Below are 25,571 nucleotides of genomic sequence, written 5' to 3'. Positions count from 1 at the left end.
TTAACGCTCGAGGCCTAGCCTCAGGCTACCCGTCGCCCTGGAGTCGTCGTGGCCATCGACCCGACCACGCCCGTGACCCCCGTCATTCCAGCCGTTCCGGCTGGAGCCGCGCCGGATTCCGTCGCCGTGCTTCAGGCCATGGCGCGTGCGGCGCTGGCGAACACCACCAGCCAACTAGGCGAGATCGTCGGCCGTCCGGCAACGTCTCCCCCCCAGAGCAACATGCCGGTTGAGCGGGCCGGGCAGACCTCCGCGCAGGACACCAGCCACGCCGCCGATGCGCCGCCCGCCAAGGGCGCGCCCGTCGCGCAGAGCCCTTCGGCGGCCAAGGCTTCGCCAGAGACCCGCATGGCCCGCGCCGTTCGGACCGCCGCCGCCGAGGCCGTGCCTCGCCAGGCGGGACTGGCGCCGTTGATGGCCGATGTGCGCGCCGTCGTGGATCGGGCCGACATGCCTGCGGAGGTCCGCGAAGCCGGTCGGGCGCTGCTGGCCAGAACGCCGCCGGCCGCCGAAATCGCCACGCCGCGAGGCCTGCGCAAGGCGGTCGAGCGCTCGGGGGTGTTCCTCGAAGCGCGTATGGCGCGGGCGGCGGTCGCGCCGGTCGTCGAAGGCGCCCCCCGGGTCCATGAGGGCGGCGATCTGAAGGCCGCGCTCCTGGTCTTCCGAAGCGCGCTCTCGGGTTGGTTGGCCAAGACGGCGCCCCAGGCGACGGGTCAGGCGGCGGCCGACGATTCAATCGCTCAGCCCTCAACGCCGGACGCGGACGGCGAAGCCCCCCGAGCGCTACCGGCCATCGCCGCCTCGCGGGGCGCGCCCCCGACGCCATTGCCCACGCCCGCGGCTTCCACACCCGCGCAGCCTGCGTCGCCTCGCACACCTCAAGGCGCGAGCGTGGACGCGCCACCGCCCGAAGGCATCGGCGCCGAACCGGAGCCGATCGCGTCGAAAGCCACCACCGGAACGCCCGCCCCGCCGGCCGCGTCGGTCGGTCGGCCAACGCCGGCGCCTGACCCGGCGCGCGCGCCTGTAGCGGCGGCGTCAGAGATGGTCTCGCCAGAGATCACTGCCCGGCCGGAAGGCCGCGAAGCCGGGCCCCGACCTCCCACATCGAACATTCCGGCCGCCCCGACGCCTCCGCAGCCGGCGGTTCGTGCGCCCGGAGAGACGCTTCCCAGTCCAGGCGCGGCGTCCACGCGGGAAGAAAGCCAAGCCGTTGGGACGGCGCCCGTCGTCGTGACGGATGAGCCTGAGATCGCGGAGCCGCCACCCCGCGCCGCCGCGACTTCGCCACGGGAAACGCCACCAGAGGACGACGCCATCGCGGCGCGCTTTGCCTCCTTCGTGGCGGCTCCCAAGGCCACGCCTTCGCCGGCGAGCGCGGTCAGGACGGCGTTGTCCGCCCTGGTCCAGCTGGGCCTGATCGCCGAGGACGCCGTTCATGACGACGCGCCACCGACGTCTGCCGACGCCAAGCCGCTCGTCGCGCGCGGCTACGGTGCGGCGCCTTTGGAGGCCGCGCGCTCCAAGGTCCCGCCGCCCCCCTATGCCGGCGGTCCGATGGCCGGTCAGAAGCCGACGCCGCCCGAGGTTCCGGCCGGCATATCGAGCGGGGACATGGTCCGACGCCTGTTGAAGGGGACGAGCGGCGCCCTGGCCAGGCAGGACCTGATGCAGATCGCCTCGCTGCCCGAGCCGCATCATCATGAGGCCGAGGCCGTCGAAACCCGATCCCAAGGCGCGCGCCTCAACCTCGACCTGCCCTTCATGACGCCCCAAGGCGTGGCGGTCGCCCAATTCGAGATCAGCCACGATGGCGGCGGTTCCGGCGGCGGCGCGGTCGGGCCGGGGGAGCGGACCTATCGCGCCCGCTTCTCGATCGACATCGAGCCCCTGGGCCCGGTCCACGCCCTCGTCACCCTGACGGGCGCCCGCGCCCGCGTGTCGTTGTGGGCGGAGCGCGCCGAGACCATCGCCCGCCTGCGCGCTGGCGAGGAAAGCCTGGGCGCGGCCCTGCGCCAGGCCGAGCTGACGCCGGACGTCGCCGTCCATTCTGGGGCGCCCCCGACCCGCGGCGGCGGTCCCCTGGGCCATTTCGTGGATCAGGCCTCATGAGCGGGATCACCGGACCCTCGGGCCCGCGCGGCCGCATCGCCGTCGCCTTGCTTTACGACGACCCCAGCGCCCCCAAGGTCGTGGCCTCGGGACAGGGCTGGGTCGGCGAGAAGATCATCGAAACGGCCCGCGAACACGGCGTGCCGATCGAGGAAGATCCGGTCCTGGCCCAGGCCCTCTCGACCATCGAGGTCGACGAGGAGATCCCCGAGGCGCTCTACCGCGCCGTTGCCGAGGTGCTGAGCTTCCTGCTGAAGCGCTAGCCCTCTTGTTGAAGCTGAAACGAAAAAGGCCCCGCCGAAGCGGGGCCTGATCCGGTGTCCGATGACTTGCGCTTAGCGCTTGTCGATCGAGAGATAGTCGCGCTGCGTGGCGCCCGTGTAGAGCTGACGCGGACGGCCGATCTTGCGGGTGGGGTCCTCGAACATTTCCTTCCACTGGCTGATCCAGCCGACGGTGCGGGCGAGGGCGAACAGCACGGTGAACATGTTGGTCGGGAAGCCCATCGCGCGCAGGGTGATGCCCGAATAGAAGTCGATGTTCGGATAGAGCTTGCGGTCGATGAAGTAGGGGTCGCTCAGCGCGACCTTTTCCAGCTCCTGGGCGACCTGCAGCAGCGGATCGTTGTTGTGGCCCAGTTCCGCCAGCACTTCGTGAGCGGTCTTCTGCATGACCTTCGCGCGCGGGTCGAAGTTCTTGTACACGCGGTGGCCGAAGCCCATCAGCTTGTACTTGCGATCCTTCACGCCCTGGACGTAGTCCGGGATGTTCTCGACCGAACCGATGGTCTCCAGCATCTCCAGCGCTTCCTGGTTGGCGCCGCCGTGCGACGGGCCCCACAGGCAGGCGATGCCGGCGGCGATGCAGGCGAACGGGTGCGCGCCCGACGAGCCGGCCAGACGGACGGTCGAGGTCGAGGCGTTCTGCTCGTGATCGGCGTGCAGGATGAAGATCCGATCCATGGCGCGGGTCAGCACCGGGTTCGGCTTCCAGTCCTCGGCCGGAACGGCGAAGCACATGCGCAGGAAGTTTTCCGAGTACGACAGGTCGTTGCGCGGCGACACGAACGGTTGACCGATCGTGTACTTGTAGGCGCGCGCGGCGATCGTCGGCATCTTGGCGATCAGGCGATGAGCGCTGATCTCGCGTTCGCGGGCGTCGTCGACATTGATGCTGTCGGCGTAGAAGGCCGACAGGGCGCCGACCGCGCCGGTCATCACCGCCATCGGGTGCGCGTCGCGGCGGAAGCCTTGGAAGAAGGCGTCGAACTGCGCGTGCAGCATCGTGTGGTAGGTGATGTTCTTCTCGAACTTGGCGAACTCGTCGGCCGTCGGCAGTTCGCCGTTCAGCAGCAGGTGGCAGACCTCGAGGAACGAGGACTTCTCGGCCAGCTGGTCGATCGGATAGCCGCGGTGCAGCAGAATACCGGCGTCACCATCGATATAGGTGATCTTGCTCTCGCACGAAGCGGTCGAGGTGAAGCCCGGATCGAAGGTGAAGTGGTCGCTCTCGGCATAGATCTTCCGGACGTCGATGACGTCCGGACCCGTGCTGCCCTTGAGGATCGGCAGGTCGTAGCTCTTGTCGCCGATCGTCAGCGTGGCTTTATCGGTCATCCGTAGACCCCTTCATTATTGGAACGAGCAGTCCAACTTTCGCTTTTCGCGGGTGCGTTATAGCGCCTCATGCGCGCGGCGCTAGGGCGTCGTCAAGACGCCCCAGGCTCTCTTCGCGAGAGAGCGCCGCCATGGTCTTGTTGAGATCCGGAGCCTGGGCGCCGCCGGTCAGGATCCCGCGCAGGGCCGGGCCGAACTTGCCGAAACCGACGCCCTCGGATTCCGCGAAGGATTTCAACACGGTTTCCAGAGTGGCGGCGTCGAACGACGGCGCGACCGCCAGCTGATCGCGCAGACGCTTCAGCCGCTCCACCGTTTCCTCGGTCAGCTGCTTTTGAGTTTTCTCTTCGAGCGCGAACGGCCGAGTCTTCAGTGCGAACGCACAGTGATCGACCAGTTCCAGGATGGTCTTGGCGCCTTCCTTGACCTCGGGGACCGTGCGGGCGATGCGCTCACGAGCGTCGGCGGGCAAGGACTCACCGCGCTTCTGGGCGGCGTCCAGGGCCAGGTCCGTCAGACGGTCGTCGTCGGCCTTGCGCAGATGCTGGGCGTTGGTGTGGTTCAGCTTGGCCCAGTCCAGGCGCGCCGGCGCCTTGACCACGTCCTTGACGTCGAACCAGCTGATCGCCTGCGCGTCGTCGAACACCTCGTCATCGCCGTGACCCCAGCCTAGCCGCGCCAGGTAGTTGCGCATGCCTTCGGGGATGTAGCCGAGGTCGGCGAACTCACCGACCGCTTGCGCGCCGTGGCGCTTGCTGAGCTTGGCGCCGTCCGGGCCGTGGATCAGCGGGATGTGGGCGAAGGCGGGCACGGTCCAGTCCATGGCCTGATAGATCAGGCTCTGGCGGGCGGCGTTGTTCAGGTGATCGTCACCACGGATCACGTGAGTGACGCCCATGTCGTGGTCGTCGACGACCACGGCGAGGTTGTAAGTCGGGGCGCCGTCAGCGCGCAGCAGGACAAGGTCGTCCAGCTCGATGTTCTTGAAGGTCACCGGACCCTTGACCAGGTCGTTGACCACGGTCTCGCCGTCCAGCGGCCCCTTGAAGCGGATCACGTGCGGGACCGCCAGATCGCCTTCGGGCGCATCGCGCCAGGGCGAGCGGATGGCGCGGCCTTCGGACCGGGCCTTTTCGCGGGCGACTTCCAGTTCCTCGACGGTCATCCAGCAGCGATAGGCGCGGCCCTTGGCCAGCATTGCCTGCACCACCTCGACGTGACGCGGCGCGCGGGTGTGCTGGAAGACGACCTCGTCGTCGGATTCCAGGCCCAGCCAATTCAGCCCCTCGAAGATCGCGGCGACGGCCGCTTCGGTCGAACGCTCACGATCCGTGTCTTCGACGCGAATAAGGAACTTCCCTCCCGTATGCCGTGCATATAACCAGTTGAACAGCGCCGTGCGGGCGCCGCCGATATGCAGGAAACCGGTGGGCGAGGGGGCGAAGCGCGTGACGACGCCCGTCGTGGAGGAGCCGGTAGGAATGGGGTTCGACATGGACTTCAAGGCTGCAGGACGAGGCGCCGTAGCGGCGTCGGAAAGCCCGGCCCGCGAAGCGAGTGCTAAGCGACTTGGGGCGGCGCGTCTTAGCACGCCGGTTCGTGCGGGGCCTAGCGGTTTTCCGCAGCGCGGCGAACTTGGCTCAGCCGTCAAAAATTCAACGGTTTCGGGATGTTAGGCGAGGTTGTGATCGAAACGCCGTCAACGGTGACCGCGACGCGGTTCTCGTGGCGGACCCTAGCGTCGCTGGCGCTCGCCGAACTGCGAGTCAACCAGGATCGCGTGTTCCTCTGGGCGCCGGTCGCGTTCGGTCTCGGCGCGGCGGCCTATCTGGAAGCGCGACGCGAGCCGTGCCTCTGGGCGCTCGCTGGACTCGCCCTGTCGTTGGCCGCGATCTGGTGGATCTGTCGGCGCCGGAGCGGGCCGGCGATCCTCGTGGCGCTGGCCAGTCTGGCCGCCTTCGGAGCCGCCGGCGGGCTCGCGGCCAAGGTCCGTAGCGAGCGCGTGGCGGGGCCCGTCATGGCCGGCGAGCGGGTGGTGCGTCGGGTCGACGGCTTCGTCGTCGACGTCGTTAGTCCCGGCGCGGGCGGGACTCGCCTGGTGATCGCGCCCGTCGCGATCTCCGGCGTGGCGCCCGCGCGGACACCGAACCGGATCCGCGTGACCATCGGCGAGAACGAGACGCCAGAGCCCGGCCGGGCGATCCACCTGAGGGCTATGCTGGGCCCGCCGCCACCGCCGGCCGCGCCCGGATCCTATGATTTCGCCCGCGACGCCTGGTTCGACTCGATCGGCGGCGTCGGCTTCACGATCGGCGAACTGGAACCGACGCGGCTCGATCCGCCGCCCGCGGCTCTGCGGGTGGCGATGGCGGTCAACGCCTTCCGCTGGAGCCTGGCGCAACGGATCCTCTCGCGCATGGGCCCCACCAGCGGCGGGATCGGCGCGGCCATGGTCACCGGGCACGAGGCCTGGATCACCGAGGCCCAGACCGAGGCCATGCGCGCCTCGGGGCTGGCGCACATCCTGTCGATTTCCGGCCTCCACATGGCCATCGTCGGCGGTTTCGTATTTGGCTTCGCGCGCCTGGGTGTCGCCGCCTGGCCATGGCTGGCGCTGCGGGCGCCGGGCAAGAAGATCGCCGCCGTGGCGGGCCTCGTCGCGGTGCTCGGCTATCTCGTCATCTCCGGCGCGCCGCCGCCGGCCGAGCGGGCGGCGATCACCGCCAGTGTCGCCTTCCTGGCCATCCTGTTCGACCGGCGCGCCATCACGTTGCACGGCCTGGCGCTGGCGGCGCTGCTGATCCTGGCCTTGAAGCCCGAGACCGCCGGCGAGCCGGGTTTCCAGATGTCCTTCGCCGCCACCGCCGCCCTTGTGGCGCTGGCCGAAGCCTGGCCCACGCCCGTGAGCGAGATCTCGACGCCCTGGTGGATACGCTGGCCACAGGCGGCGTTCGCGTGGCTGGCCGCCAGCGTCGCGGCTAGCCTGGTCGCGGGCCTGGCGACCGCGCCATTCGCCATGCAGCACTTCAACCGGGTGGCGGTCTGGGGCTTGCCGGCCAATCTGGCGGTCGCGCCGCTATCCTCGTTCGTGATCATGCCGTTCCTGGCGGTCGGGACATTGCTGGAGCCATTCGGTCTGGGCGCGCCGTTCCTGGCCGTCGCCGGATGGGGAATCGACGGCATGGTCGGGATCGCCAACGGCTTTTCCGACGCCCACGGCGCTCAGCGGATCGTCGCCAGCGCGCCCCCGCAGGTGCTGGTGATCGCTTTCCTCGGCTTGATGCTGCTGTGTCTGTGGCGCGGGAAGCTCCGCTGGATCGGCGCGCCGCTCGCCCTCGCGGTCGCTCTGTGGCCCAGACCGGCGCCGCCCGACGCGTGGGTCGCCGCCGACGGCGCCACCGCCGCCGTTCGCTCGGGCGATGCGGCGGTCTTGCTGCGGACCGACGCCAAGCGTTTCGGCGCCGAACTGTGGGCCCGGCGACGTGGCCTGACGCCGGCGACGTGGAGCCTCTATGCTTGTGACAAGCGGACTTGCGCGCCAGCCTTGGGCGCGCCCGTGCGGCTGTCGATCGCCTGGAGCCGCAAGACTCCTGACGCCGAGACGCTGTCGGGGCTCTGCGTGCGCAGCGAGGTCGTGGTGGTCCGCGCCTTGGCGCCGGAACGCACCCCGCCGCTGTGCGCCGACACCGTGCTGCTGACAGCCGAGGATTTTGAGCGAGGCGGCGCCGCCGAGCTCTATCGTGGCCCGGACGGCTGGCGGATCGTCTGGGCCCAGCCGTTGCGGGGGGACCGCCCTTGGAGCCGCCTGCTGACACCCTATGTCACGGGCGGGCGCTAAGCGTCGTCACGAGCGCGGGCCCACGCGTTTCGAAGGAGCACCAGCCATGTCGAACCCGTTCGCCACCCGCCGCGCGGCTTTCCGCGCCCTGCATGCCGAAGGCTGTTTCGCTCTGCCCAACCCGTGGGACGTGGGCAGCGCGCGGCGGCTGGAGAAGCTGGGCTTCAAGGCTCTGGCCTCGACCAGCGCCGGGGCGGCCTGGGCCATGGGCAAGGATGACGGCCAGATTACCCGGGACGAGGTGATCGCGCATCTTCGCGAGTTGTGCGCCGCGACCGACCTGCCCGTGAATGCCGACTTCGAGGCCGGCTTTTCGGAGACGGTCGATGGCGTCGGCGAAAGCGTGACCCTGGCCGTTGAGGCGGGCGTCGCGGGCCTGTCGATCGAGGACTGGTCGGGCAGCGCGCTCTACGACCTTCCGACCGCCGTCGCGCGGATCAAGGCGGCGCGCGGCGCCATCGACGCCTCTGGCCAGGACGTGATGCTGGTGGGGCGCACGGAAGGCTATCTGCGCGGCAATCGCGATCTCGCTCCCACCCTGGAACGTCTCAAGGCCTATGCCCAGGCTGGCGCGGACTGTCTCTATGCGCCGGCGGTGACCGATCCGACGGAGATCAGGGCGATTGTCCAAGCCGTTGCGCCCAAGCCGGTCAACGTCCTGTTCTGGGGACTGGAGATGTCCGTGGAGAGCCTCGGCGCCTTGGGCGTTCGGCGGGTCAGCACCGGCGCCTCCTTGGCGGCGGCCGCCTGGGCGGGGTTCGACACCGTCGCCAAGCGGCTGGCGGAGGAGGGGCGTTTGGCGCCCAGGCCCTGATACAAAAAGGCCCCGGTCTCACATGAAGACCGGGGCCGATTGCTCCGTAATCTCGAACGTTTAGTGGTAGCGGCGGATCAGGCCGACCAACTTGCCCTGCACCTCGACCTGGTCGGGACCGAAGATGCGGGTTTCGTATTTCGGGTTGGCCGCTTCCAGGGCGATCGAGCCGCCCTTCTTGCGCAGACGCTTCAGGGTGGCTTCCTCGCCGACCAGGGCGACGACGATCTCGCCCGAGGTGGCGGTGTCACCCTTCTTGATGATCACATAGTCGCCGTCGAGGATGCCGGCCTCGATCATCGAGTCACCCTGCACCTCGAGCACATAGTGCTCGCCGGCCCCCAGCATGGATTCGGGTACGGGCAGGCGCTCGCGCTCGTGCTGGATGGCGTCGATCGGCGTGCCGGCGGCGATCTTGCCGAGTATCGGAAGTTCTCGGCTGTCGTTGGCAGGAGGCGCCGCGGAAGGCGTCGGCGGAGGCGCGCCGCCGCCTTCGAACACCTGCGGGCGGAAGGCTCCACGCCCCTTGGGCGGCGCCGCCGTCGTGGCCTGCTGCGGCAGTTTCACCACCTCGAGAGCCCGGGCGCGGTGGGCGAGACGACGAATGAAACCGCGCTCTTCCAGGGCGGTGATCAGGCGGTGGATGCCCGACTTGGACGCCAGATCCAACGCCTCCTTCATCTCGTCGAACGAAGGAGAGACACCGCTCTCCTTGATGCGTTCGTGGATGAACATCAGCAGTTCGTGCTGCTTGCGAGTGAGCATGTCGACCTCGACTGGAGCGCGGAACAAACCGCAAACCTTTCGAATGTTCTCTAGGCGTTCCGCATTAAAGTCAAGTCGAGGCTGTGTTGGGCCAGAAAGGCCAGAAAAATCAAAGGCTAGGCTCGGCGACAAGGTAAATGTCGCTCAGAATCAAAAGCTTAACGAAAACTTTCAGATGCGCTTGCGGGCGACGATGATGTCCTGATCCTGCAAGGGTTCGCGGCGCCAGACGCCCAGGGCCTGGTTCAGCACGTCGAGGCCCAGGGCGTCGTACTGGGCCAGGATCGGCTCGAGATCATAGCCGATCACTGATTCCGGCAGGTCCGGCGTCGCCGTCCAGCAGCCGTCCAGCGCATGGACGAAGTCGAAGGCGATCCTGCCGTTGCCGGTATTGGCGCGCGCCTCGTCGTCGACCAGGTACCAGGAGACGATGCTGATCCCGCCGGGCTTCAGCACGCGGGCGATCTCGCGGGCGAACTGGGCCTGATCGGCGGCTAGCAGATGGGTGAAGACAGAGCCCAGCCAGACATAGTCGAAGCTGGCGTCAGGATAAGGGAAGACGTAGGCGCTGGCCGGCTGCGAACCTTCCGGATTGTACCGGTCGCTGTGCATGTCGGCGTGCAGGAATTCGAAGCGCGGATCGCCGACCGCGATGTTGGCTTTGCACCAGTCGATGGCCTGGGCCATCACGTCGAAGCCGGCGTAGCGGCCGGTCTGGTCCAGATAGTCCACCAGCGGCGCGGCGGCGCGTCCGATGCCGCAGCCGACGTCGAGAATCGCGTGATGCGGTTGCAGGCCGGCCTGGATGAAGAGCTGCTTGAATTGTTGGCCGACGCGCACGAAGTCGGCGTCGGCGGCCCCGACCAGGTGCCAAAGCTCTTGAGGAGCCTGGAGGGCGTTTGGATCGGTCGGGACGACGTCAGGCGCGGCGACCGGCGGCGCGGGCGTCAGCGCGCGGCGCAGGCGACCCAGCATCGGACGCAGGGGCGCCGGGGTGGCGTTGCGCAGCGCCGTCAGGAAAGAGCCGTCCCGCATCCGATTCCCTTTCGATCCGCAGCGGGGCGGACCGTAGCGACGTGATGGGGTTCAGCCAACCTTCGGGGCGGGCAGTTTGCGGAACGTGCGGTCCAGGCGCAGGCCGTGGCCATTCCACGAGAACAGAATCCGTTCGGCGCGGCCCACCAGGTTTTCGGCCGGAATGAAGCCCATGCCCAGCTGCGGCGGCAGGTCGGCGTCGCGGGCCACATCCCACGGGCAGGAGGCGTAGCCCGGGGTCGTGGCCCCCGGATTGAAGCGGCTGTCGGCCGAGTTGTCGCGATTGTCGCCCATGACGAAGTAGCAGCCGGCCGGGACCGTATAGACGCCGGTATTGGCCGCCGAGGTGTCGGCGCCGAAGCTGTTGGTGGCGTAGGCGCGGCCGTTGGGCAGGGTCTCGCGAAGGTGGCGGACCGGGATCGGATAGCCGTCGGGCGAGCCCTCGGCGTCGATGGCGGTCAGGCTCTGGGACACCGCGACGCCGTTGATGCGCAGCACGCCGCCGCTCACCTGGATGCGGTCGCCGGGCAGGCCGATGACCCGCTTGATCACATCGGTGCGGCCGTCGCTGGGCTTCTTGAAGACGACGATGTCGCCGCGCACCGGCGTCTTCTCCATGAGGCGACCGTGGCCGACAGGCGGGCTCAGCGTGATGGAGTGACGGCTCCAGCCGTAGGGATACTTCGACACCAGGATGTAGTCGCCGACCATCAACGTCGGCTGCATCGACTCCGACGGGATCGTGAACGGCTGGCAGAAGACCGTGCGTGGAACCAGGAACACCACCAGCACGATGGCGACCGTCTTGGCCGTCTCGACCAGTCCGTGGATCCAGCCCGTCTTCTCGGCGCGTGTTTCGGCCATGTTTGTCCCTCCGTCTCGGCGTCTAGCTAGACGGCGGAGCTTGGCCAAATCGTGGCGAAGGGTCCTAGAGGATGGTCTTCAGTTCCGGATGCTTTGGCGTGACCGGCGCGTAGAACGCGGCAAGCACAGCCATGTCCTTTTCATAGTCGCCGCTGGGGGTCATCGCCGGGCCCAGGCCCACCACCTTGCGCTTGTAGTCCATGAAGCCGGGCACCATCGGCACGCCGGCCTTCAGGGCGATGTTGTAGAAGCCGGTCTTCCAGCCGCTCGCCTTGCCGCGCGTGCCCTCGGGCGCGATCGTCAGCATGAATTCGTCACGACGGGCGAACTCGTCGGCCATGGCCTGGACCGTGTCGCGCGACTGGGATCGATCGATCGGCACGCCGCCCAGGTCCTTCATCAGCCTCTCGAACGGCCAGCGGAACAGTGAGGCCTTGCCCATGAAGCTGAGCTTCAGGTTCAGCGCGTCGGCCGCGCCCAGGAAGTAGACGAAGTCCCAGTTGCTGGTGTGCGGCGCGGCGATGATCACGAACTTGCGGGTCGTCGTCGGGGCCGAGCCCTCGATCGTCCAGCCCTCGCGCTTGAAGAAGGCGACGAGGGACCAATTCACCACGCGGGCGACCCAATGCATTCGCGTTTCCTCGCGCGACGTTCGCCGACGTCCTGGAGCGGCGGCTTGTTGTTGGGGCGACTGTGAGCGGGCGCGTTTGAAAACGCCAGGTGGCGCGTACCCGATCCGTCAGCCGATCAGGGCGCGGGTGGCCTCGGTGACGTTGGCCTGCCGCATCAGGCTTTCGCCGACCAGCATGGCCTTGGCGCCGGTCGCCTCCATCCGCACGACGTCGTCGTGGACGAAGATGCCGCTTTCGGTGACCAGCAGGGCGTCGCTCGGCGCTAGGGCGGACAAACGCTCGGTGACGGCCAGGTCGACGACGAAGCTCTTCAGGTCGCGATTGTTGATGCCGACCAGATCCGAGCCCAGGTCCCCGGCGCGAGCCATCTCGGCTTCGTCGTGCACTTCGACCAGGGCGTCCATGCCCAGGCGCTTGGCCTCGGACATCAGCTCGGCGGCCAGGACGTCGTCGATCATGGCCAGGATGACCAGGATGGCGTCCGCGCCGAGGGCGCGGCTCTCGGCCACCTGCCAGGGGTCGACCAGGAAGTCCTTGCGGATGCAGGGCAGGGCGGTCGCCGCGCGGGCATCGATCAAATAGGCGTCGGCGCCCTGGAAACTGGGACCGTCGGTGAGCACGGAAAGGCAGGCCGCGCCGCCGGCTTCGTAGTTTCGGGCCAGGGCCGGCGGGTCGAAGTCGGCGCGGATCAGGCCCTTGGACGGCGAGGCCTTCTTGACCTCGGCGATCAGGGCCAGCTTGCCGGGGGCGTGGTGATCGATCAGGGCGCGTTTGAAACCGCGCGGCGACGAGGCGTTCTTGGCGGCGTTCTCGAGGGCGGTCAGGGTGCGCCGACGCTTGCGGTCGGTCACCTCTTCGCGCTTGTAGGCGGCGATCTTGGCCAGGATGTCGGTCATGCGCTCGCCAGTTCGGTGTTGGTGGCCGCGACGAGGCCGGCCAGAGCCGCCTTGGCCTTGCCCGTGTCGATGACGTCGGCCGCGAGTTCGATGCCCTCCGACAGGGTCTCGACCTTGTCGGCGACCAGGAAGGCGGCGGCGGCGTTCAGCAGCACGATGTCGCGATAGGGGCCCTTTTCGCCGTCGAACAGGCGGGTCAGGGCGGCGGCGTTGAAGTCCGGATCGCCGCCGGTGATGTCCGACAGCGAGGCGCGCGGCAGGCCGACGGCCTCGGGTGTGATCGTGAACAGGCGCATGACGCCGTCGCGCCATTCGGCGACCTCGGTCTCGCCCGTGGTGGTCAGCTCATCCATGCCCGAGCCATGCACCGACCAGGCGCGCTCGGCGCCCAGAGCCCCGAGGGCCTTGGCGATCGGCTCGACGAAGCGCGAGGCCGAGACCCCGACCACCTGCCGCTTGGCGCCGGCCGGATTCGTCAGCGGGCCCAGTAGGTTGAAGATCGTCCGGAAGCCCAGCTGCTGGCGGATCGGCGAGACGTGCTTCATCGCCCCGTGATGCGCCTGGGCGAACAGGAAGCAGATGCCGGCCTCGTCGAGGGCAAGGCGCTGCTGCTCGCGGGTGGCGTCGATATTGACGCCCAGGGCGGTCAGCACATCAGCGGTGCCGGACTTCGAGGTGATGGCGCGGTTGCCGTGCTTGGCGACCTTCAGCCCCCCGCCGGCGGCCACGAAGCCCACGGCGGTCGAGATGTTCAAGGTGTGCAGGCCATCGCCGCCGGTGCCGCAGACGTCGATGACGTCGTAGGGATGCTCCAGCGGAACGGCCGCGCGGCGCATGGCCCGGGCGCAGGAGGCGATCTCGCCCACCGTCTCGCCGCGCAGGCGCATGGCGGTGACCGCGGCGGCCACCTGGGCCGGGGTCGGCTCGCCGCGCAGGCAGGCGGCGAAGAACACCTCGGCGTCGTCGTCGCCCAGGGTCTGGCCGTCGGCCAGCTTGGCCAGCAGCGGTTTGAAAGCGTCGGACATGGCGCGGCCTAGACCCAGACCGCCGCGTCGCGCTTGACGCCCGACAGGTCCATGAAGTTGGCCAGCATCTGGTGGCCGCCCTCGGTGGCGATCGATTCCGGGTGGAACTGGACGCCGAACACGGGGCGGCTCTTGTGCTGCACGCCCATGATCTCGCCGTCGTCGGTCCAGGCGGTGACTTCCAGATCGGGTGGCAGGTCTTCGCGGCGGACGGCCAGGCTGTGATAGCGCGTGGCGGTGAAGGGGTTGGGCAGGCCCTTGAAGATGCCCTTGTCGTCGTGGCGAACCTTGCTGACCTTGCCGTGCATGACCTGCTTGGCGCGGATCACCTCGCCGCCATAGGCTTGGCCGATGGCCTGGTGGCCCAGGCACACGCCAAGAATCGGCAGGTCGGCCGGAGCGGCGCGCAGCAGGGGCAGGCAGATCCCCGCCTGATCCGGGGCCTTGGGCCCCGGCGACAGCAGGACGGCGGCGGGCTGTAGACCTAAGGCCTCCTGCACCGTCAGGGCGTCGTTGCGGTAGACGACGGTCTCGGCCCCCAACTCGTTGAGATAGTGGACGAGGTTGTAGGTGAAGCTGTCGTAGTTATCGATGACGAGGATCATGACGCCGCCTTTCGGAGGTCAGGTTCTAGCGCGGGCGACGCTGTTGTGTAGCGCGATTTTCGCCTGCGGCTTTCAGTAACGGTTACAGCGATCGCGGAGCGGGGCATGATGGACATCATGGACCCGCGTGATTCCGCCCTGGACCCTGTCGCCGTCGCCTATGTCCGCGCTTTGCTGCGGCCGAAGGCGCGCGTGCAGAAGATGGCGCCGGTGCTGGCCGCCGCGGCTTTCGCCGCGTTCTGCGCGCTCAGCTTCGCCACGGTGATGGTGCTGGCGCCGCCGGCGGTCACCCAACACCTTCCGGACGACCGGCTGGGCGGTCCCTAGTCCAGGAAGAAGCAGCCCTAAGGCTCAGCTGAATCGCCAGGCTTCCTCGGCCGCGCGCTTGAGGGCGCGCGACTTGTGCAGGGTCTCGTCATACTCGGCGTCCGGATCGCTGTCGGCGACGATGCCGCCGCCGGCCTGGACGTACATCATGCCGTCCTTGACCAGCGCCGTGCGCAGCACGATGCAGGTGTCGACCGAGCCGTCGGCGCCGAAATAGCCCACCGCGCCGGCATAGCCGATGCCGCGTTTCTCGACTTCCAGCTCGTCGATGATCTCCATGGCCCGCACCTTGGGCGCGCCGGAGAGTGTGCCGGCGGGCAGGGCGGCCATCAGCACGTCGACCGGATCGACGCCGTCGGGCGCGGTGCCCTCGACGTTCGAGACGATGTGCATGACGTGGCTGTAGCGCTCGATCTTGAAGCTCTCGGTCACGCGGACGTTCGGGCCCTTGGGACGCTCGACCGGGGCGTTGCGGCCCTCGTGGCGCAGCATGGCCACGCGACCCACGTCGTTACGGCCCAGGTCCAGCAGCATCAGGTGCTCGGCGCGTTCCTTGGGATCGGCCAGCAGTTCGGCTTCCAGCGCCGCGTCCTCTTCGGGCGTCGCGCCCCGCGGACGGGTGCCGGCGATCGGGCGGATGGTGATCTTGTTGTCGCGTAGGCGGACCAGGATCTCGGGGCTGGAGCCCACGAGGTTGAAGCCGTCCAGGTTCAGGAAGAACAGGAACGGCGACGGATTGGTCCGACGCAGCGAGCGGTACAGGGCGAACGGCGGCAGATCGAAGGGCGCGCGGAAGCGGTGGCTGGCGACAACCTGGAAGATGTCGCCGGCGGCGATGTAGTCCTTGGCCTTGGCGACCACGTCGGCGTAGTCGGCGCGGCTGACCGGCGTCGTGAAGTCCATCGGGCCGCGCGGGGCGCGGGGCGCGTCGTGGGCGAGGGGACGATGCAGGTCGGCCATCACGGCCTCGATCCGCGCGCGGGCGGCGGCATGGGCGTCCTTGGCCGAGACGCCGGCCCGCGGGCGTACGGCCGTCGTCAGGATGATCTCCTGGGCGATGGCGTCGAAGATCGCCACGATCTGCGGCCGGGTCATGATCCCGTCCGGCAGGCCCAGGGTGTCCTCGTTGATGTCGGGCAGACGCTCGACCAGGCGAACGAGGTCGTAGCCCAGAGCGCCGAACACGCCGGCGGCCATGGGCGGCAGGCCCTTGGGCAGCTCCATCCGCGAACGGGCCACGAGATCGCGCAGGCTGTCCAGCGCGTCGCCCGGCTGAGGCGTGTAGCGGCCGGCGGCGATGTCATCGCCCTCGGCGATCTCGGCCATGTCGCCGCGACAGCGCCAGACCAGGTCCGGGTTCATCGTCACGATCGAGTAGCGACCGCGCCAGGCCCCGCCTTCGACGCTTTCGAACAGGAAGCTGTAAGGACGCGCCTGGGCGATCTTCAGATAGGCCGAGACCGGGGTCTCGAGATCATCGATCAGGCGGGTCCAGACGACCTGCTGCCGCCCGGAATCATAGATTTCCGAGAAGGCGTCGAACGCGGGCTCCAGACTCATTACTCGGCTTTCTTTCCGGCCTTGGCGCCTTCGGCCTTGGCCAGGGCCTCGGTGTCGACACCGATGGCCTGGCGGGCGAGCGTCAGGTTGCTCTTGGTCTTCATCTGGACCTTGGCGGCGTTGCGAGCGGCCTCGCCGAGGTCGCGCATCAGACCGTTGGCGGCTTGCGCCTGGGCGTAGCCGGCGATCTGGGCGACGCTCGCGGTCGGCGCCGCGCGCACGGCTTCCAGCTTGGCGACCACATAGGCCTCACCCTGCTGGCCGGCGCGCGCCACGAACACTTCGCCGGACTTGGCGGCGAAGGCCGCGCCGAGGAAGTCGCGACCCAGGCCCATGTGTTGCTGGGCGTTCTGGCGCGACAGGCCGGGGACCTTCTGGACGTTGGACTGGGCCGAGGCTGCCACGGCTTCCATGGACTCGCCCTTCTTGACGCGGGCCATCAGCGCTTCGGCCTTGGCCTTCATGCGCTTGACCATCTCCTGGCCCAGCCAGACGGCGCTCAGTTGCGGCTTGACCTCGGCCAGCTGGGGCAGGGCGGCGGGCATGACCTTTTCGACCTTGACGGCGTAGTACTCGCCCTTGCCCAACTCGACGAGTTCGCTTTCCCCGCCTTGCGACAGGCCGAAGGCGGTCTTGATGATGTCCGGCGTCAGGCCGGGGATGGGCTGGCCCATCATGTCCGTGCCCTGAGCGGTGATCGGGGCGGTCGTGACGACCATGGCGCCGGCCTTGGTGGCGGCGGCGATCAGGTCAGCGCCGCCGTCGTGGGCGTCCTGGTAGGCCTGGGTCTGGTCGTAGGCCTTGCTCTGGGCGGTCTGGGCGCGAACCTCGGCCTCGATCTGCGGACGGACGCTTTCCAGGGTGGCGACCACGCCGGGCGAGATCTTGAGGACCTTGATCACCGAGACGCCCAGCTCACCCGTGATCGGGGCGCTGACCTGGCCGGCGGCCAGGGTGAAGGCGGTTTCGGCGACCTTGCGATCGGGAATGGCGGTCTTGGGCTTGTCGGCCAGGGTCAGTGGCGTCTTGCCGAAGGCCTTGGCGACGACGGCCGGATCCTCGCCCTTGCCCAGGCGCTGCGAGATCGTGGCGGCGGCCTTGGCGTCCGGAGCGACGATCTGGACGATCGAGCGGGTTTCCGGCCGGGCCAGGCTTTCCTTGCGGAAGTCGAAGGCCTTCTGCACGTCGGCCGGGTTCAGGGCGACCGTCGGCTCCAGGGCCTTGGCGCTGACGCGCATGATCGACAGCACCCGGGTTTCCGGACGCGTCAGTTTCTCGGCGTTTTCCTTCATGAAGGCCGTCAGCTGGGCGTCGGTCGGCGGCGCGGGCTTCTCGATCGAAGCCGGATTGATGGCGAAAGCGACGATGTCGCGGCCCTCCAGCAGGTAGGCGCCCTGCAGGGCGGCATAGATGCGCGGGGCCTTCAGGCCGTCGGCGACGGCCGAGAAGAAGTGGGCGTTGGCGATCTCGTCGCGCAGCGAGGCCTCATAGCCGGCCGGCGTCAGGTTGTTCTGAGCCAGCAGCGCGGCATAGGCCTGCTGGTCGAACTTGCCGGTGATCGGGTTGAACGGGCGCTGGGTGGGCGGCAGTTGGCTCATCTGCTGATGCACGATTTCGCCGACCAGCTTGTCGGACGGGTTCACGCCCATCTTGCCGATCGCCGCGGCGATCGATTCCTGCAGCGTCAGCTCCTGGACGATCTGACGGTCCACGCCCCGCTCGACGGCCTGGTCCGGCGTGATTGACTCACCGGAGCGTTGCTCCATGGCTTTGCGGTAGTTGTCGAAGCGCTGCTTGAAGTCCTGCGGCGACATGGTGCGCGAGCCGGCGCTGATCACGCCCGAGCCCTGGGGACCCTTGAAGACGTCGCTGATGCCGAAAATGGCGAAGCTGACAATCAGCAAGCCGAACAACAGCACCGCGAACGGCGATTTGGCGAAGGAGCGGAAACCGGCGAGCATGCGTTCGAAAAACCTTCCAGTCGGGCCGACGACGCGCTCGCGCGCCGACCAGGAGCTGCGGATATAGTAGAGCCGTGGCCAGGGGGGCAAGCGGCGCGCACTTGACTTCCCAAGCGAGCGTGACGCCAAGAAGGCGTCCATGACCCTTTCAAGCACCACTCCCCGGCCGTTGATCGCCGGAAATTGGAAGATGAACGGCCTCTCGAGCGCCCTTGACGAGGCCCGCGCCGTTGCGGCGGGCCTGGACCGCCAGCCGGCGGCGGCCCGTGTCGCCATCTTCCCGCCCGCCACCCTGTTGCACCGCCTCGTCGAGGCCGTGGAGGGTTCGTTCGTTCTGGTCGGCGGCCAGGACTGCCATCACAAGGCCAGCGGCGCCCATACCGGCGATGTCTCGGCCGAGATGATCGCCGACGCCGGGGCGACCCTGGTGATCTGCGGCCATTCCGAGCGGCGCACCGATCATGCCGAGACTTCGCCCCAGATCGCCGCCAAGGCCGAGGCGGCGTTGGCCGCGGGCCTGGAGCCGATTATCTGCGTCGGCGAGACCCTGGCGCTGCGTGAAGCGGGCCAGGCCGTCCCATTCGTCCTGAACCAGATTCGCGAATCTCTGCCGGCCAGCCTGGCGGGCAAGGCGTTCAACGTCGCCTACGAGCCGCTCTGGGCCATCGGCACGGGTCACACCGCCTCGGTCGACAACATCGTCGAGATGCACGCGGCCATCCGGGCCGAGCTGGTGGCCCTGTTCGGCGAGCAGGGGCGGGGCGTTCCGATCCTCTACGGCGGCTCGGTGAAGCCCGAGAACGCCCGCGAGATCCTGTCGGCTCCGGACGTCGGCGGGGCCCTGGTCGGCGGCGCTTCGCTCAAGGCCAAGGATTTCCTGGCGATCGTCGAAGCAGCCTAGGATGGCGTGAGCCCCAAATCCTTCCGCGGACGGGCCGCGCCAAGGCATGGCCTGTCCCAGAATCCTTGACATCACGGCGCCCACGTGCGCCTTACCGCGCCTTGCAAATCACCGCGTATTCAAGACTTTCATGACCACCATGCACGCCTATCGCACCCACAACTGCGGCGCCCTGCGCGCTTCCGACACCGGCTCGGCCGTGCGTCTGTCGGGCTGGATCCACCGCAAGCGCGACCACGGCGGTCTGGTCTTCATCGACCTGCGTGACCATTACGGCCTGACGCAGCTGGTCCTGCACCCGGAAACCCCGGGCTTCGCCATCGTCGAACGTCTGCGCGCCGAGAGCGTGATCCGCGTCGACGGCGAGGTGGTCGCTCGTGACGCCAGCGTGGTGAACCCGAACCTGCCCACCGGCGAGATCGAGATCCGCGTCTCGGCCGTCGAGGTGCTGTCGGAAGCGGCCGAGCTGCCGCTGCCGGTTTTCGGCGAGCCGGACTATCCGGAAGAGATCCGCCTCAAGCACCGCTATCTCGATCTGCGTCGCGAGACGCTGCACAAGAACATCGTCCTGCGCTCGCGCGTGATCCAGTCGATCCGCAACCACATGTTCGCGCAGGGCTTCAACGAGTTTCAGACGCCGATCCTGACGGCCAGCTCGCCGGAAGGCGCGCGCGACTTCCTGGTGCCTTCGCGTCTGCATCCGGAGAAGTTCTACGCCCTGCCGCAGGCGCCCCAGCAGTTCAAGCAGCTGTTGATGGTCTCGGGCTTCGATCGCTACTTCCAGATCGCCCCGTGCTTCCGCGACGAGGACCTTCGCGCCGACCGTTCGCTGGAATTCTACCAGCTCGACGTCGAGATGAGCTTCGTGACGCAGGAAGACGTGTTCGCGGCCATCGAGCCCGTCATGCACGGCGTGTTCGAGGAGTTCAGCAACGGCAAGCCGGTCTCGCCGATCAGCGGGACCCACACCTTCACGAACGACGCCGGCGCCAGCTTCGAGCACCAGGGCTTTGAGCGCCTGACCTACATGCAGTCGATGGCCTGGTACGGCAGCGACAAGCCGGACCTGCGCAACCCGATCAAGATGGCCAACGTCTCGGAGCACTTCCGTGACGGCGGCTTCGGCCTGTTCGCCAAGATCCTGGGCGCCGACGCCAAGAACCAGGTGTGGGCCATTCCCGCGCCGACCGGCGGCAGCCGCGCGTTCTGCGACCGCATGAACAGCTGGGCGCAAGGCGAAGGCCAGCCGGGCCTGGGTTACGTGTTCTGGTCGGAAGACCAAGGCGGCTGGGGCGGCCCGATCGCCAAGAACCTGGGCGAGCCGACGCAAGCCCTGATGGAATCGCTGGGCCTGGGCACGGGCGATGCGGCCTTCTTCGTGGCCGGCGACCCCGCCGTGTTCGCCAAGTTCGCCGGCCTGGCCCGCACGCGGGTCGGCACGGAGCTGAAGCTGGTCGACGAGAACCAGTTCAAGTTCTGCTGGATCGTCGATTTCCCGATGTTCGAGTGGAACGAGGAAGAGAAGAAGGTCGACTTCTCGCACAACCCGTTCTCGATGCCGCAGGGCGGTCTGGAGGCCCTGGAGACCCAGGATCCGCTGACCATCCGCGCCTATCAGTACGACATCGTCTGCAACGGCTACGAGCTGTGCTCGGGCGCGATCCGGAACCACAAACCCGAGATCATGCTCAAGGCCTTCGCCACGGCCGGCTACGGCCCGGAAGTGGTCGAGGAGCAGTTCGGCGGCATGCTGAACGCGTTCCGCTACGGCGCGCCGCCCCACGGCGGTCTGGCCCCCGGCATCGACCGCATCGTGATGCTGCTGGCCGACCAGGTGGCCATCCGCGAGGTCATCGCCTTCCCGCTGAACCAGCAGGGCCAGGACCTGCTGATGAACGCGCCGGCCAACGTGCTCGACAAGCAGCTCAAGGAGCTGCACATCCGCACCGCGCCGCCGATCAAGGTGTAGACCATCAAGGTCTAGGCGCGGGCGAGAGCCCAGAAACGAAGAAGCCCTCCGGTCTCGCGATCGGAGGGCTTTTTCTTGGTCGCTTGAGCCGCTCGACTTGCGAGCGTCGATCAGTACTTCGGAGGCTTCGGCGGCTTGGCCGGGGGCGCCGGAAGGGCGGGCGGCGCGGGCGGAGCCCTGGGGATCTCGCGCAGCAGCAGGAAATGCTGGGAGCCGCGGATGCCGCTGCACGAACGGACGTTCAGGCCCGAGGGCAGGCGGGTGGAGCTGTCGCCGCAGGCTTCGTCCAGCTGGTCCTGATCCAGGCCGCGCGCGCCCGACAGGTCCGCGCCGCTGAGCACCACCAGGGTCAGGTCGGCATTGCGGAAGTCCGCGCCGCTGAAGACCGCGCCGCGCAGATTCGACGCCGTCATGTCGGCGTTGCGGAAGCTGGCGCCTTCGAAGCGGCCGCCGCTCAGATTGGCGTGGTTGATGTCGGCGCTGGTGAAGTCCGCGTCGCGGGCGTTGACCGCGGAAAGGTTGGCGCCGGTCAGCTCGACGTTTGAAAGGCGGGCCTTCCGCAGGTCGGCGCCCGGCATCTGGGCCGCGTGCAGTTCGGCGGACGACAGGTCGACGCGCACCAGCGTGGCCTGGGTGAAGTTGGCGCCGCTGCTCTCGACGCCGGACATGCGGGCGTCGGTGAAATTGGCGTTGTTGAAGATGGCGCCGCGCATCTCGGCCCCACGCAGGTCGGCGCGGCTAAGATCGGCCCAACCGAAGTCGCTGCCGTAGAACATGGCACCGCGCAGGTCGCTGCCGATCAGGATCGCCTTGGTGAATTTCGCGCCGGCGAACTTGGCGTTCATCAGCTTGCGACCGGCGAGGTCACAGTTGGCGCACATCCCGCCGAAGGAGGTCAGCTTGGCGACGTCCTTGTCTTCGATCGAGGCGTGAGCCGGGCTGGTCAGGGCCAGCAGGCTCAGCGTCAAGGCGGCGATGGAAACGCCCAAGCGGGACATCGACTTCTCCGTGCAGTCCATACGCGACTGTGTGAGTTACGGTTTGGACCGACGGGGCGCCAGAAGCCACTTAAATCGCGGTAATGACGGGGATTTAACGGCAGCGGGGGATGGAGAGACCACGCGGAATCAACGTGGAGTCGTCGCCGCAAGCCTGGCTCAATTGGCCCTGGGTGAGGCCGACGGCGCGGCTCATTTCGGCGCCCGAGAAGTTGACGCCGGATAGTCTGGCCCCGGAGAAATTCGCACCCTGCAGATAGGCGCCCACGAAGCTGGCGTTGGTCAGGTCGGCATGGGCGAAACTCGCGCCGGTCAGCACCGCGCCATAGGCGTTGACGTCGCGTAGGTCGCCGCCGGCGAAGCTGGTGCGGTTCATGACCGCCGTCGAGAAGTCCGCCTGGCGCAGGCGCGCGCCCGCCAAGTTCTTGCTCTTCAGCTCCAGGTTCGACAGGTCGGCCTGGAACAGGTTGCAGCGCGGGCAATTGGCGCCGTTGCGCACGGACGAGATCTGGCCGGCGTTCTGGGCGACGGCGGGAGCCGCCACGGCCAGGATCGAAAGAGCGGCGAGCAGGGCGATCGGTTTCATTTTGGCGCACGTCCTACGCGAAAGAAGCGTTTCGCACCCTGGCCTAGCAAACTTAACGCCAACAGAACGGTCCTACGATGAGGCGACGGGCCCCGGACGTTCCGATTGGGCTCCGCAGGTGTCGCAGACGGTCATGCCGCCCTGTCGGGTCAACGAAAGGTCCCCGCAGGCCGGGCACATTTCCCCATCCGCGCCGGGCCGATCCGCGCCCTCGAGCCGGCGACGGCCGAACGAGGCGAAGACCAGGTTGTCGGGTGTGGCGCCGCGCGAGAAGCCCTTGGAGATGAACTTGCTGGCTGGCACCGGGTCGGTGTCGAGCTCATCGGCTTCGTCGTCCACGAGGCCCTTGCCGGCGCCCAGGCCGTCGGCGTTGAACTCGCCCGGGTCGCCGTTGGCCAGATAGTCCCGGCCCAGATAGGATACGCCCAGTTCCCGGAAGATGTAGTCCAGGATCGAGGTCGCCGACTTGATCGAGTCGTTGCCCGAGACCGGACCCGCCGGCTCGAACTTGGTGTAGACGAAGGCGTCGACGAACTCGTCCAGCGGCACGCCGTGCTGCAGGCCCAGCGACACCGCGATGGCGAAGTTGTTCATCAGGCTGCGGAACGCCGCGCCTTCCTTGTGCATGTCGATGAACAGCTCGCCCAGCTCGCCGTCCTCGTACTCACCCGTGTGCAGATAGACCTTGTGACCGCCCACGGCCGCCTTCTGGATATAGCCCTTGCGGCGGTCGGGCAGGCGGCGGCGCGAGCGATCGCGCTCGACGATCTTCTCGACCACCCGTTCGGTGACCACGGGCTCGCGCGTGAGCGTGGGCGTGGCGCGCGCCGGTTCGGCGGCGGGTTCCTCGGGAAGGTCCAGCTTGAAGTCGGCGGGCGCGGCGGCGCGTTGCAGGCGCATGGCGCGGATCCCCGACCGCGCGGCGGCGGCCTGGGCGCGCACGGCGTCGGCCGGGCGGGCGTCGAAGGCCACCGGGATGGCCACCGGCGTCGGCAGGCAGGCGAAGCCGTCGACGGCGGCGATCATGGCGAGGCGGTCGGCGAAGGTGGGCGCCTCGATGGACTGGAAGGCCTCGCGCAGCTCGGGATTCAGCGCCTCGCAGTCACCTAGCCGGCCGGCGCCCAGGGCGTGGCGCTGGGCGGCCTCGATCTCGGTGGCCGAGAAGTCGGCGAAGGCCAGGGTGTCGAAGTCGCGGCGCGCGACGTCCTCGGCCGAGGCGCCCAGCACGTCACGCAGGAAGCCCGCGCCAACGACCGCCGGGGCGAAGGCCGCGCGGAGGCCTTGGTTCTCACGCAGGGCGTGCTCGGCCTTCTCGATCTCATGGGCGGTGAAGCCGCGAGCCTGGAGCATCGCGTGATCGATCGCCGGGCTTTCGGCCAGCGAGCCATGGCCCAGGGCGTGGCGCCGAGCGGCGTCGAGGTCGACGTCCTCGGTCGACAGGGCCTCGAAGGCGGCGGCGCTAAAGGCGGGAAGCAGGAAGCCGTCGGCGGTCTGGGTGACCGAAACGGGGGACATCGCGCCGGAGGGGCCGACCGGCGCGCCGCCGAGACGCAAGGTGGCTTCGGCGTCCTCGAACGGACCGACCAGGGCGGCCGAGCGCAGGCCGTGCTTGCGGGCCAGGGCATGAGCGGTGGCGAGGGCGGCGGCGGCTTCGGTCGCGAGGGCCGAGCGAAGGGCCGCCGCGCGCACGCGGCGTTCAGCCAAGGTCTTCAGCACGCCCTGGCGGTCCTGGGCGAAGAGCGCGTCTTGGCCCAGCACGGCGGCGGCCTCGGCGGAGGCCGACAGGGCCGCGCCGACCGCCAGCGCCCACAGCGCGGCGGCGGCGTCGCGACCTTCGACGCCGGTCTGGGAAAGACCCTGGCTCAGCAGGCAGTCGCCGACGCCGGCCAGACCCAGGCGCGCGGGGCGGTCGCCGCGATCCAGCTCGAGCGCCGTGGCCCAGAGGTGGCAGACATAGGTGAAGCGCTCGACGTCGAAGCTCTCGCCGTCGAGGAACGCGCTGGCGTCGATCGCCGCGCCGATCCCGACGCCACGCGAGAGCAGGTCGGCGTCCGTGGGCGAGAGGGTCAGGGTCAGGGCGCTGGTTTCCCAGCCGGCCTGGGCGGCCAGGCCGGAGGCCTCGTCGCCGGCCGCCACGCCGTGGCGCGAAGCCGAGGCGACCATGGCGGGTTCGCGAAGCGGCGGCAGCTCGGTCGCCGCCACGCGGGGGCCGTCGGCGGTGGCGATGGCGTCGAGGATCGTGCGGTCGTCCGCGCCCAGCTCGCGGGCCTTGCGAGCGGCGCGGGCCAGGGCAGGGTTCTTGCGGACGTCGCCGCAAGCGCGCGGATCGCCCTGGCAGCGGCGGACAGCGTCGGCGACCTGGGCCAGCGCCTTGTCCAGGCGCGCGGCGGCCTGGGTGGCCAGGGCATGGGCCCGGCGGCGCGCCAGGCTGGACCTGACGGCGGTCTGGAACTCGATCTCGGCGATATCGGGAAGCAGGTCCAGGCCGGCCAGGCCGCCCGTGGGCGTGGCGATGCCGGTCAGCATGGTGGCCAGAAGGGCTTCGCGGAAAGCCGCGGCGTCGGCCTTGTCGCCGAACAGACCGCGCGCAAGGCCAGCCTGGGCAACGCGGTCGGCGTAACGAGCCGGACCGCCGCCCAGCGGAGCCTTGGGCTCGATCTGGCCGGCCCAGTCCAGCCAGGCCTCGACACGGGCGTCGGTCCACGAAGGCGGTGCGGAAACGACGACGACGCTGTCGCTGCGCTCCAGGTCGCGCCACTCCATGGCGGAGACCATTCCTGCGGCTTTGGCGTGGGTGCGCATGGGGCGGGTTCCGGGTCCGGTCGATCTGTCGCGATATCTTACCAAATTCCTAACGACTGATTCCGTGCCGTTAGATGCGCTTAAGGTCGCACCCTAAGCTAGAACCTTGCTCGCCGAGCCTCAATAGATGTTGCGGGTCAGGCGCCCCTAATCCACAAGATGTTGAAGTTGCCGTCGCCCGGCTGACTCTGGACGCTGCGGGGCTGGGGCGCTATGGTCCCGCCGCTTCGCCGCGCCTGTCGCGGCGGCCCATGTATGCCCCTCG

The 25,571-nt window shown here is 68.7% G+C and carries 21 protein-coding genes; 7 read left to right on the top strand and 14 right to left on the bottom strand.

Features of this window, described 5'->3' with window-relative positions; all coding sequences use genetic code 11:
• Positions 1 to 48 precede the first annotated feature (48 nt).
• Positions 49 to 2,112 carry a flagellar hook-length control protein FliK gene (locus tag AC1RRV_RS19760; RefSeq protein ID WP_492861350.1) on the top strand — a complete coding sequence of 688 codons (2,064 nt, stop codon included), beginning with the start codon at positions 49 to 51 and terminating at the stop codon, positions 2,110 to 2,112.
• Positions 2,109 to 2,375 carry an EscU/YscU/HrcU family type III secretion system export apparatus switch protein gene (locus AC1RRV_RS19755; RefSeq protein WP_492861349.1) on the top strand — a complete coding sequence of 89 codons (267 nt, stop codon included), beginning with the start codon at positions 2,109 to 2,111 and terminating at the stop codon, positions 2,373 to 2,375. The genes AC1RRV_RS19760 and AC1RRV_RS19755 overlap by 4 nt, the downstream gene beginning before the upstream one ends.
• A gap of 72 nt (positions 2,376 to 2,447) precedes the next feature.
• Here AC1RRV_RS19755 and gltA read toward each other — a convergent pair whose 3' ends face one another.
• Both gltA and gltX read right to left on the bottom strand, forming a co-directional pair.
• The gene (gene gltA, locus AC1RRV_RS19750; RefSeq protein WP_492861348.1) at positions 2,448 to 3,728 is read right to left on the bottom strand and encodes a citrate synthase; all 1,281 of its coding nucleotides are present in this window, start codon (positions 3,726 to 3,728) and stop codon (positions 2,448 to 2,450) included.
• 67 nt (positions 3,729 to 3,795) lie between these two features.
• Entirely contained in the window at positions 3,796 to 5,223 is a 1,428-nt protein-coding gene (gene gltX, locus AC1RRV_RS19745; RefSeq protein ID WP_492861347.1) for a glutamate--tRNA ligase, read from the bottom strand.
• Positions 5,224 to 5,397: 174 nt separating this feature from the next.
• Here gltX and AC1RRV_RS19740 point away from each other — a divergent pair, with 174 nt between their 5' ends.
• A complete protein-coding gene (locus AC1RRV_RS19740; RefSeq protein WP_492861346.1) occupies positions 5,398 to 7,566 on the top strand; it encodes a ComEC/Rec2 family competence protein in 2,169 nt (722 codons plus the stop codon).
• Between the two features lie 46 nt (positions 7,567 to 7,612).
• Positions 7,613 to 8,380 carry an isocitrate lyase/PEP mutase family protein gene (locus AC1RRV_RS19735; RefSeq protein WP_492861345.1) on the top strand — a complete coding sequence of 256 codons (768 nt, stop codon included), beginning with the start codon at positions 7,613 to 7,615 and terminating at the stop codon, positions 8,378 to 8,380.
• Between the two features lie 60 nt (positions 8,381 to 8,440).
• Here the strand turns inward: AC1RRV_RS19735 and lexA are convergent, their stop codons facing one another.
• The 7 genes from lexA to AC1RRV_RS19700 all read right to left on the bottom strand — a co-directional run bounded on the left by lexA (position 8,441) and on the right by AC1RRV_RS19700 (position 14,202).
• A complete protein-coding gene (lexA, locus tag AC1RRV_RS19730) occupies positions 8,441 to 9,145 on the bottom strand; it encodes a transcriptional repressor LexA (RefSeq protein ID WP_492861344.1) in 705 nt (234 codons plus the stop codon).
• A gap of 171 nt (positions 9,146 to 9,316) precedes the next feature.
• On the bottom strand, positions 9,317 to 10,120 hold the full coding sequence (locus tag AC1RRV_RS19725) for a class I SAM-dependent methyltransferase (protein WP_492861433.1): 804 nt from the start codon (positions 10,118 to 10,120) through the stop codon (positions 9,317 to 9,319).
• Between the two features lie 111 nt (positions 10,121 to 10,231).
• Positions 10,232 to 11,044 carry a signal peptidase I gene (gene lepB / locus AC1RRV_RS19720; protein ID WP_492861343.1) on the bottom strand — a complete coding sequence of 271 codons (813 nt, stop codon included), beginning with the start codon at positions 11,042 to 11,044 and terminating at the stop codon, positions 10,232 to 10,234.
• A 64-nt stretch (positions 11,045 to 11,108) separates the two neighbouring features.
• Complete coding sequence (locus AC1RRV_RS19715; RefSeq protein ID WP_492861342.1) at positions 11,109 to 11,675, bottom strand: lysophospholipid acyltransferase family protein; 567 nt, start codon at positions 11,673 to 11,675, stop codon at positions 11,109 to 11,111.
• A 108-nt stretch (positions 11,676 to 11,783) separates the two neighbouring features.
• Entirely contained in the window at positions 11,784 to 12,572 is a 789-nt protein-coding gene (trpC, locus tag AC1RRV_RS19710) for an indole-3-glycerol phosphate synthase TrpC (RefSeq protein WP_492861341.1), read from the bottom strand.
• Positions 12,569 to 13,597, bottom strand: a complete 1,029-nt coding sequence (trpD, locus tag AC1RRV_RS19705; protein ID WP_492861340.1) for an anthranilate phosphoribosyltransferase — start codon at positions 13,595 to 13,597, stop codon at positions 12,569 to 12,571. The genes trpC and trpD overlap by 4 nt, the downstream gene beginning before the upstream one ends.
• A gap of 8 nt (positions 13,598 to 13,605) precedes the next feature.
• The gene (locus tag AC1RRV_RS19700; protein WP_492861339.1) at positions 13,606 to 14,202 is read right to left on the bottom strand and encodes an anthranilate synthase component II; all 597 of its coding nucleotides are present in this window, start codon (positions 14,200 to 14,202) and stop codon (positions 13,606 to 13,608) included.
• Between the two features lie 117 nt (positions 14,203 to 14,319).
• Here AC1RRV_RS19700 and AC1RRV_RS19695 point away from each other — a divergent pair, with 117 nt between their 5' ends.
• A complete protein-coding gene (locus AC1RRV_RS19695; protein WP_492861432.1) occupies positions 14,320 to 14,529 on the top strand; it encodes a hypothetical protein in 210 nt (69 codons plus the stop codon).
• Positions 14,530 to 14,553: 24 nt separating this feature from the next.
• Here AC1RRV_RS19695 and trpE read toward each other — a convergent pair whose 3' ends face one another.
• Positions 14,554 to 16,089 carry an anthranilate synthase component I gene (gene trpE, locus AC1RRV_RS19690; RefSeq protein ID WP_492861338.1) on the bottom strand — a complete coding sequence of 512 codons (1,536 nt, stop codon included), beginning with the start codon at positions 16,087 to 16,089 and terminating at the stop codon, positions 14,554 to 14,556.
• Positions 16,089 to 18,050 carry a peptidylprolyl isomerase gene (locus tag AC1RRV_RS19685; RefSeq protein ID WP_492861337.1) on the bottom strand — a complete coding sequence of 654 codons (1,962 nt, stop codon included), beginning with the start codon at positions 18,048 to 18,050 and terminating at the stop codon, positions 16,089 to 16,091. The genes trpE and AC1RRV_RS19685 overlap by 1 nt, the downstream gene beginning before the upstream one ends.
• Before the next feature lie 139 nt (positions 18,051 to 18,189).
• On the opposite strand from AC1RRV_RS19685, the gene tpiA reads away from it, so the two are divergent.
• Both tpiA and aspS read left to right on the top strand, forming a co-directional pair.
• Positions 18,190 to 18,951 (top strand): triose-phosphate isomerase, encoded by a 762-nt coding sequence (tpiA, locus tag AC1RRV_RS19680; RefSeq protein ID WP_492861336.1) that lies wholly within the window; start codon positions 18,190 to 18,192, stop codon positions 18,949 to 18,951.
• 130 nt (positions 18,952 to 19,081) lie between these two features.
• Entirely contained in the window at positions 19,082 to 20,920 is a 1,839-nt protein-coding gene (gene aspS / locus AC1RRV_RS19675) for an aspartate--tRNA ligase (protein WP_492861334.1), read from the top strand.
• Positions 20,921 to 21,030: 110 nt separating this feature from the next.
• Here aspS and AC1RRV_RS19670 read toward each other — a convergent pair whose 3' ends face one another.
• The 3 genes from AC1RRV_RS19670 to AC1RRV_RS19660 all read right to left on the bottom strand — a co-directional run bounded on the left by AC1RRV_RS19670 (position 21,031) and on the right by AC1RRV_RS19660 (position 25,306).
• Positions 21,031 to 21,918 (bottom strand): pentapeptide repeat-containing protein, encoded by an 888-nt coding sequence (locus AC1RRV_RS19670; protein ID WP_492861333.1) that lies wholly within the window; start codon positions 21,916 to 21,918, stop codon positions 21,031 to 21,033.
• Between the two features lie 94 nt (positions 21,919 to 22,012).
• The gene (locus AC1RRV_RS19665; RefSeq protein ID WP_492861332.1) at positions 22,013 to 22,504 is read right to left on the bottom strand and encodes a pentapeptide repeat-containing protein; all 492 of its coding nucleotides are present in this window, start codon (positions 22,502 to 22,504) and stop codon (positions 22,013 to 22,015) included.
• Between the two features lie 72 nt (positions 22,505 to 22,576).
• Positions 22,577 to 25,306, bottom strand: coding sequence for a TSCPD domain-containing protein (locus AC1RRV_RS19660; RefSeq protein WP_492861331.1), 2,730 nt, complete (start codon positions 25,304 to 25,306; stop codon positions 22,577 to 22,579).
• Positions 25,307 to 25,571: the final 265 nt, after the last annotated feature.

The organism is Caulobacter sp. GW821-FHT11E10 (assembly GCF_058808375.1).
Note: the sequence above shows the minus strand (reverse complement) of the source record. Positions and strands in the feature narration are given on the sequence as shown.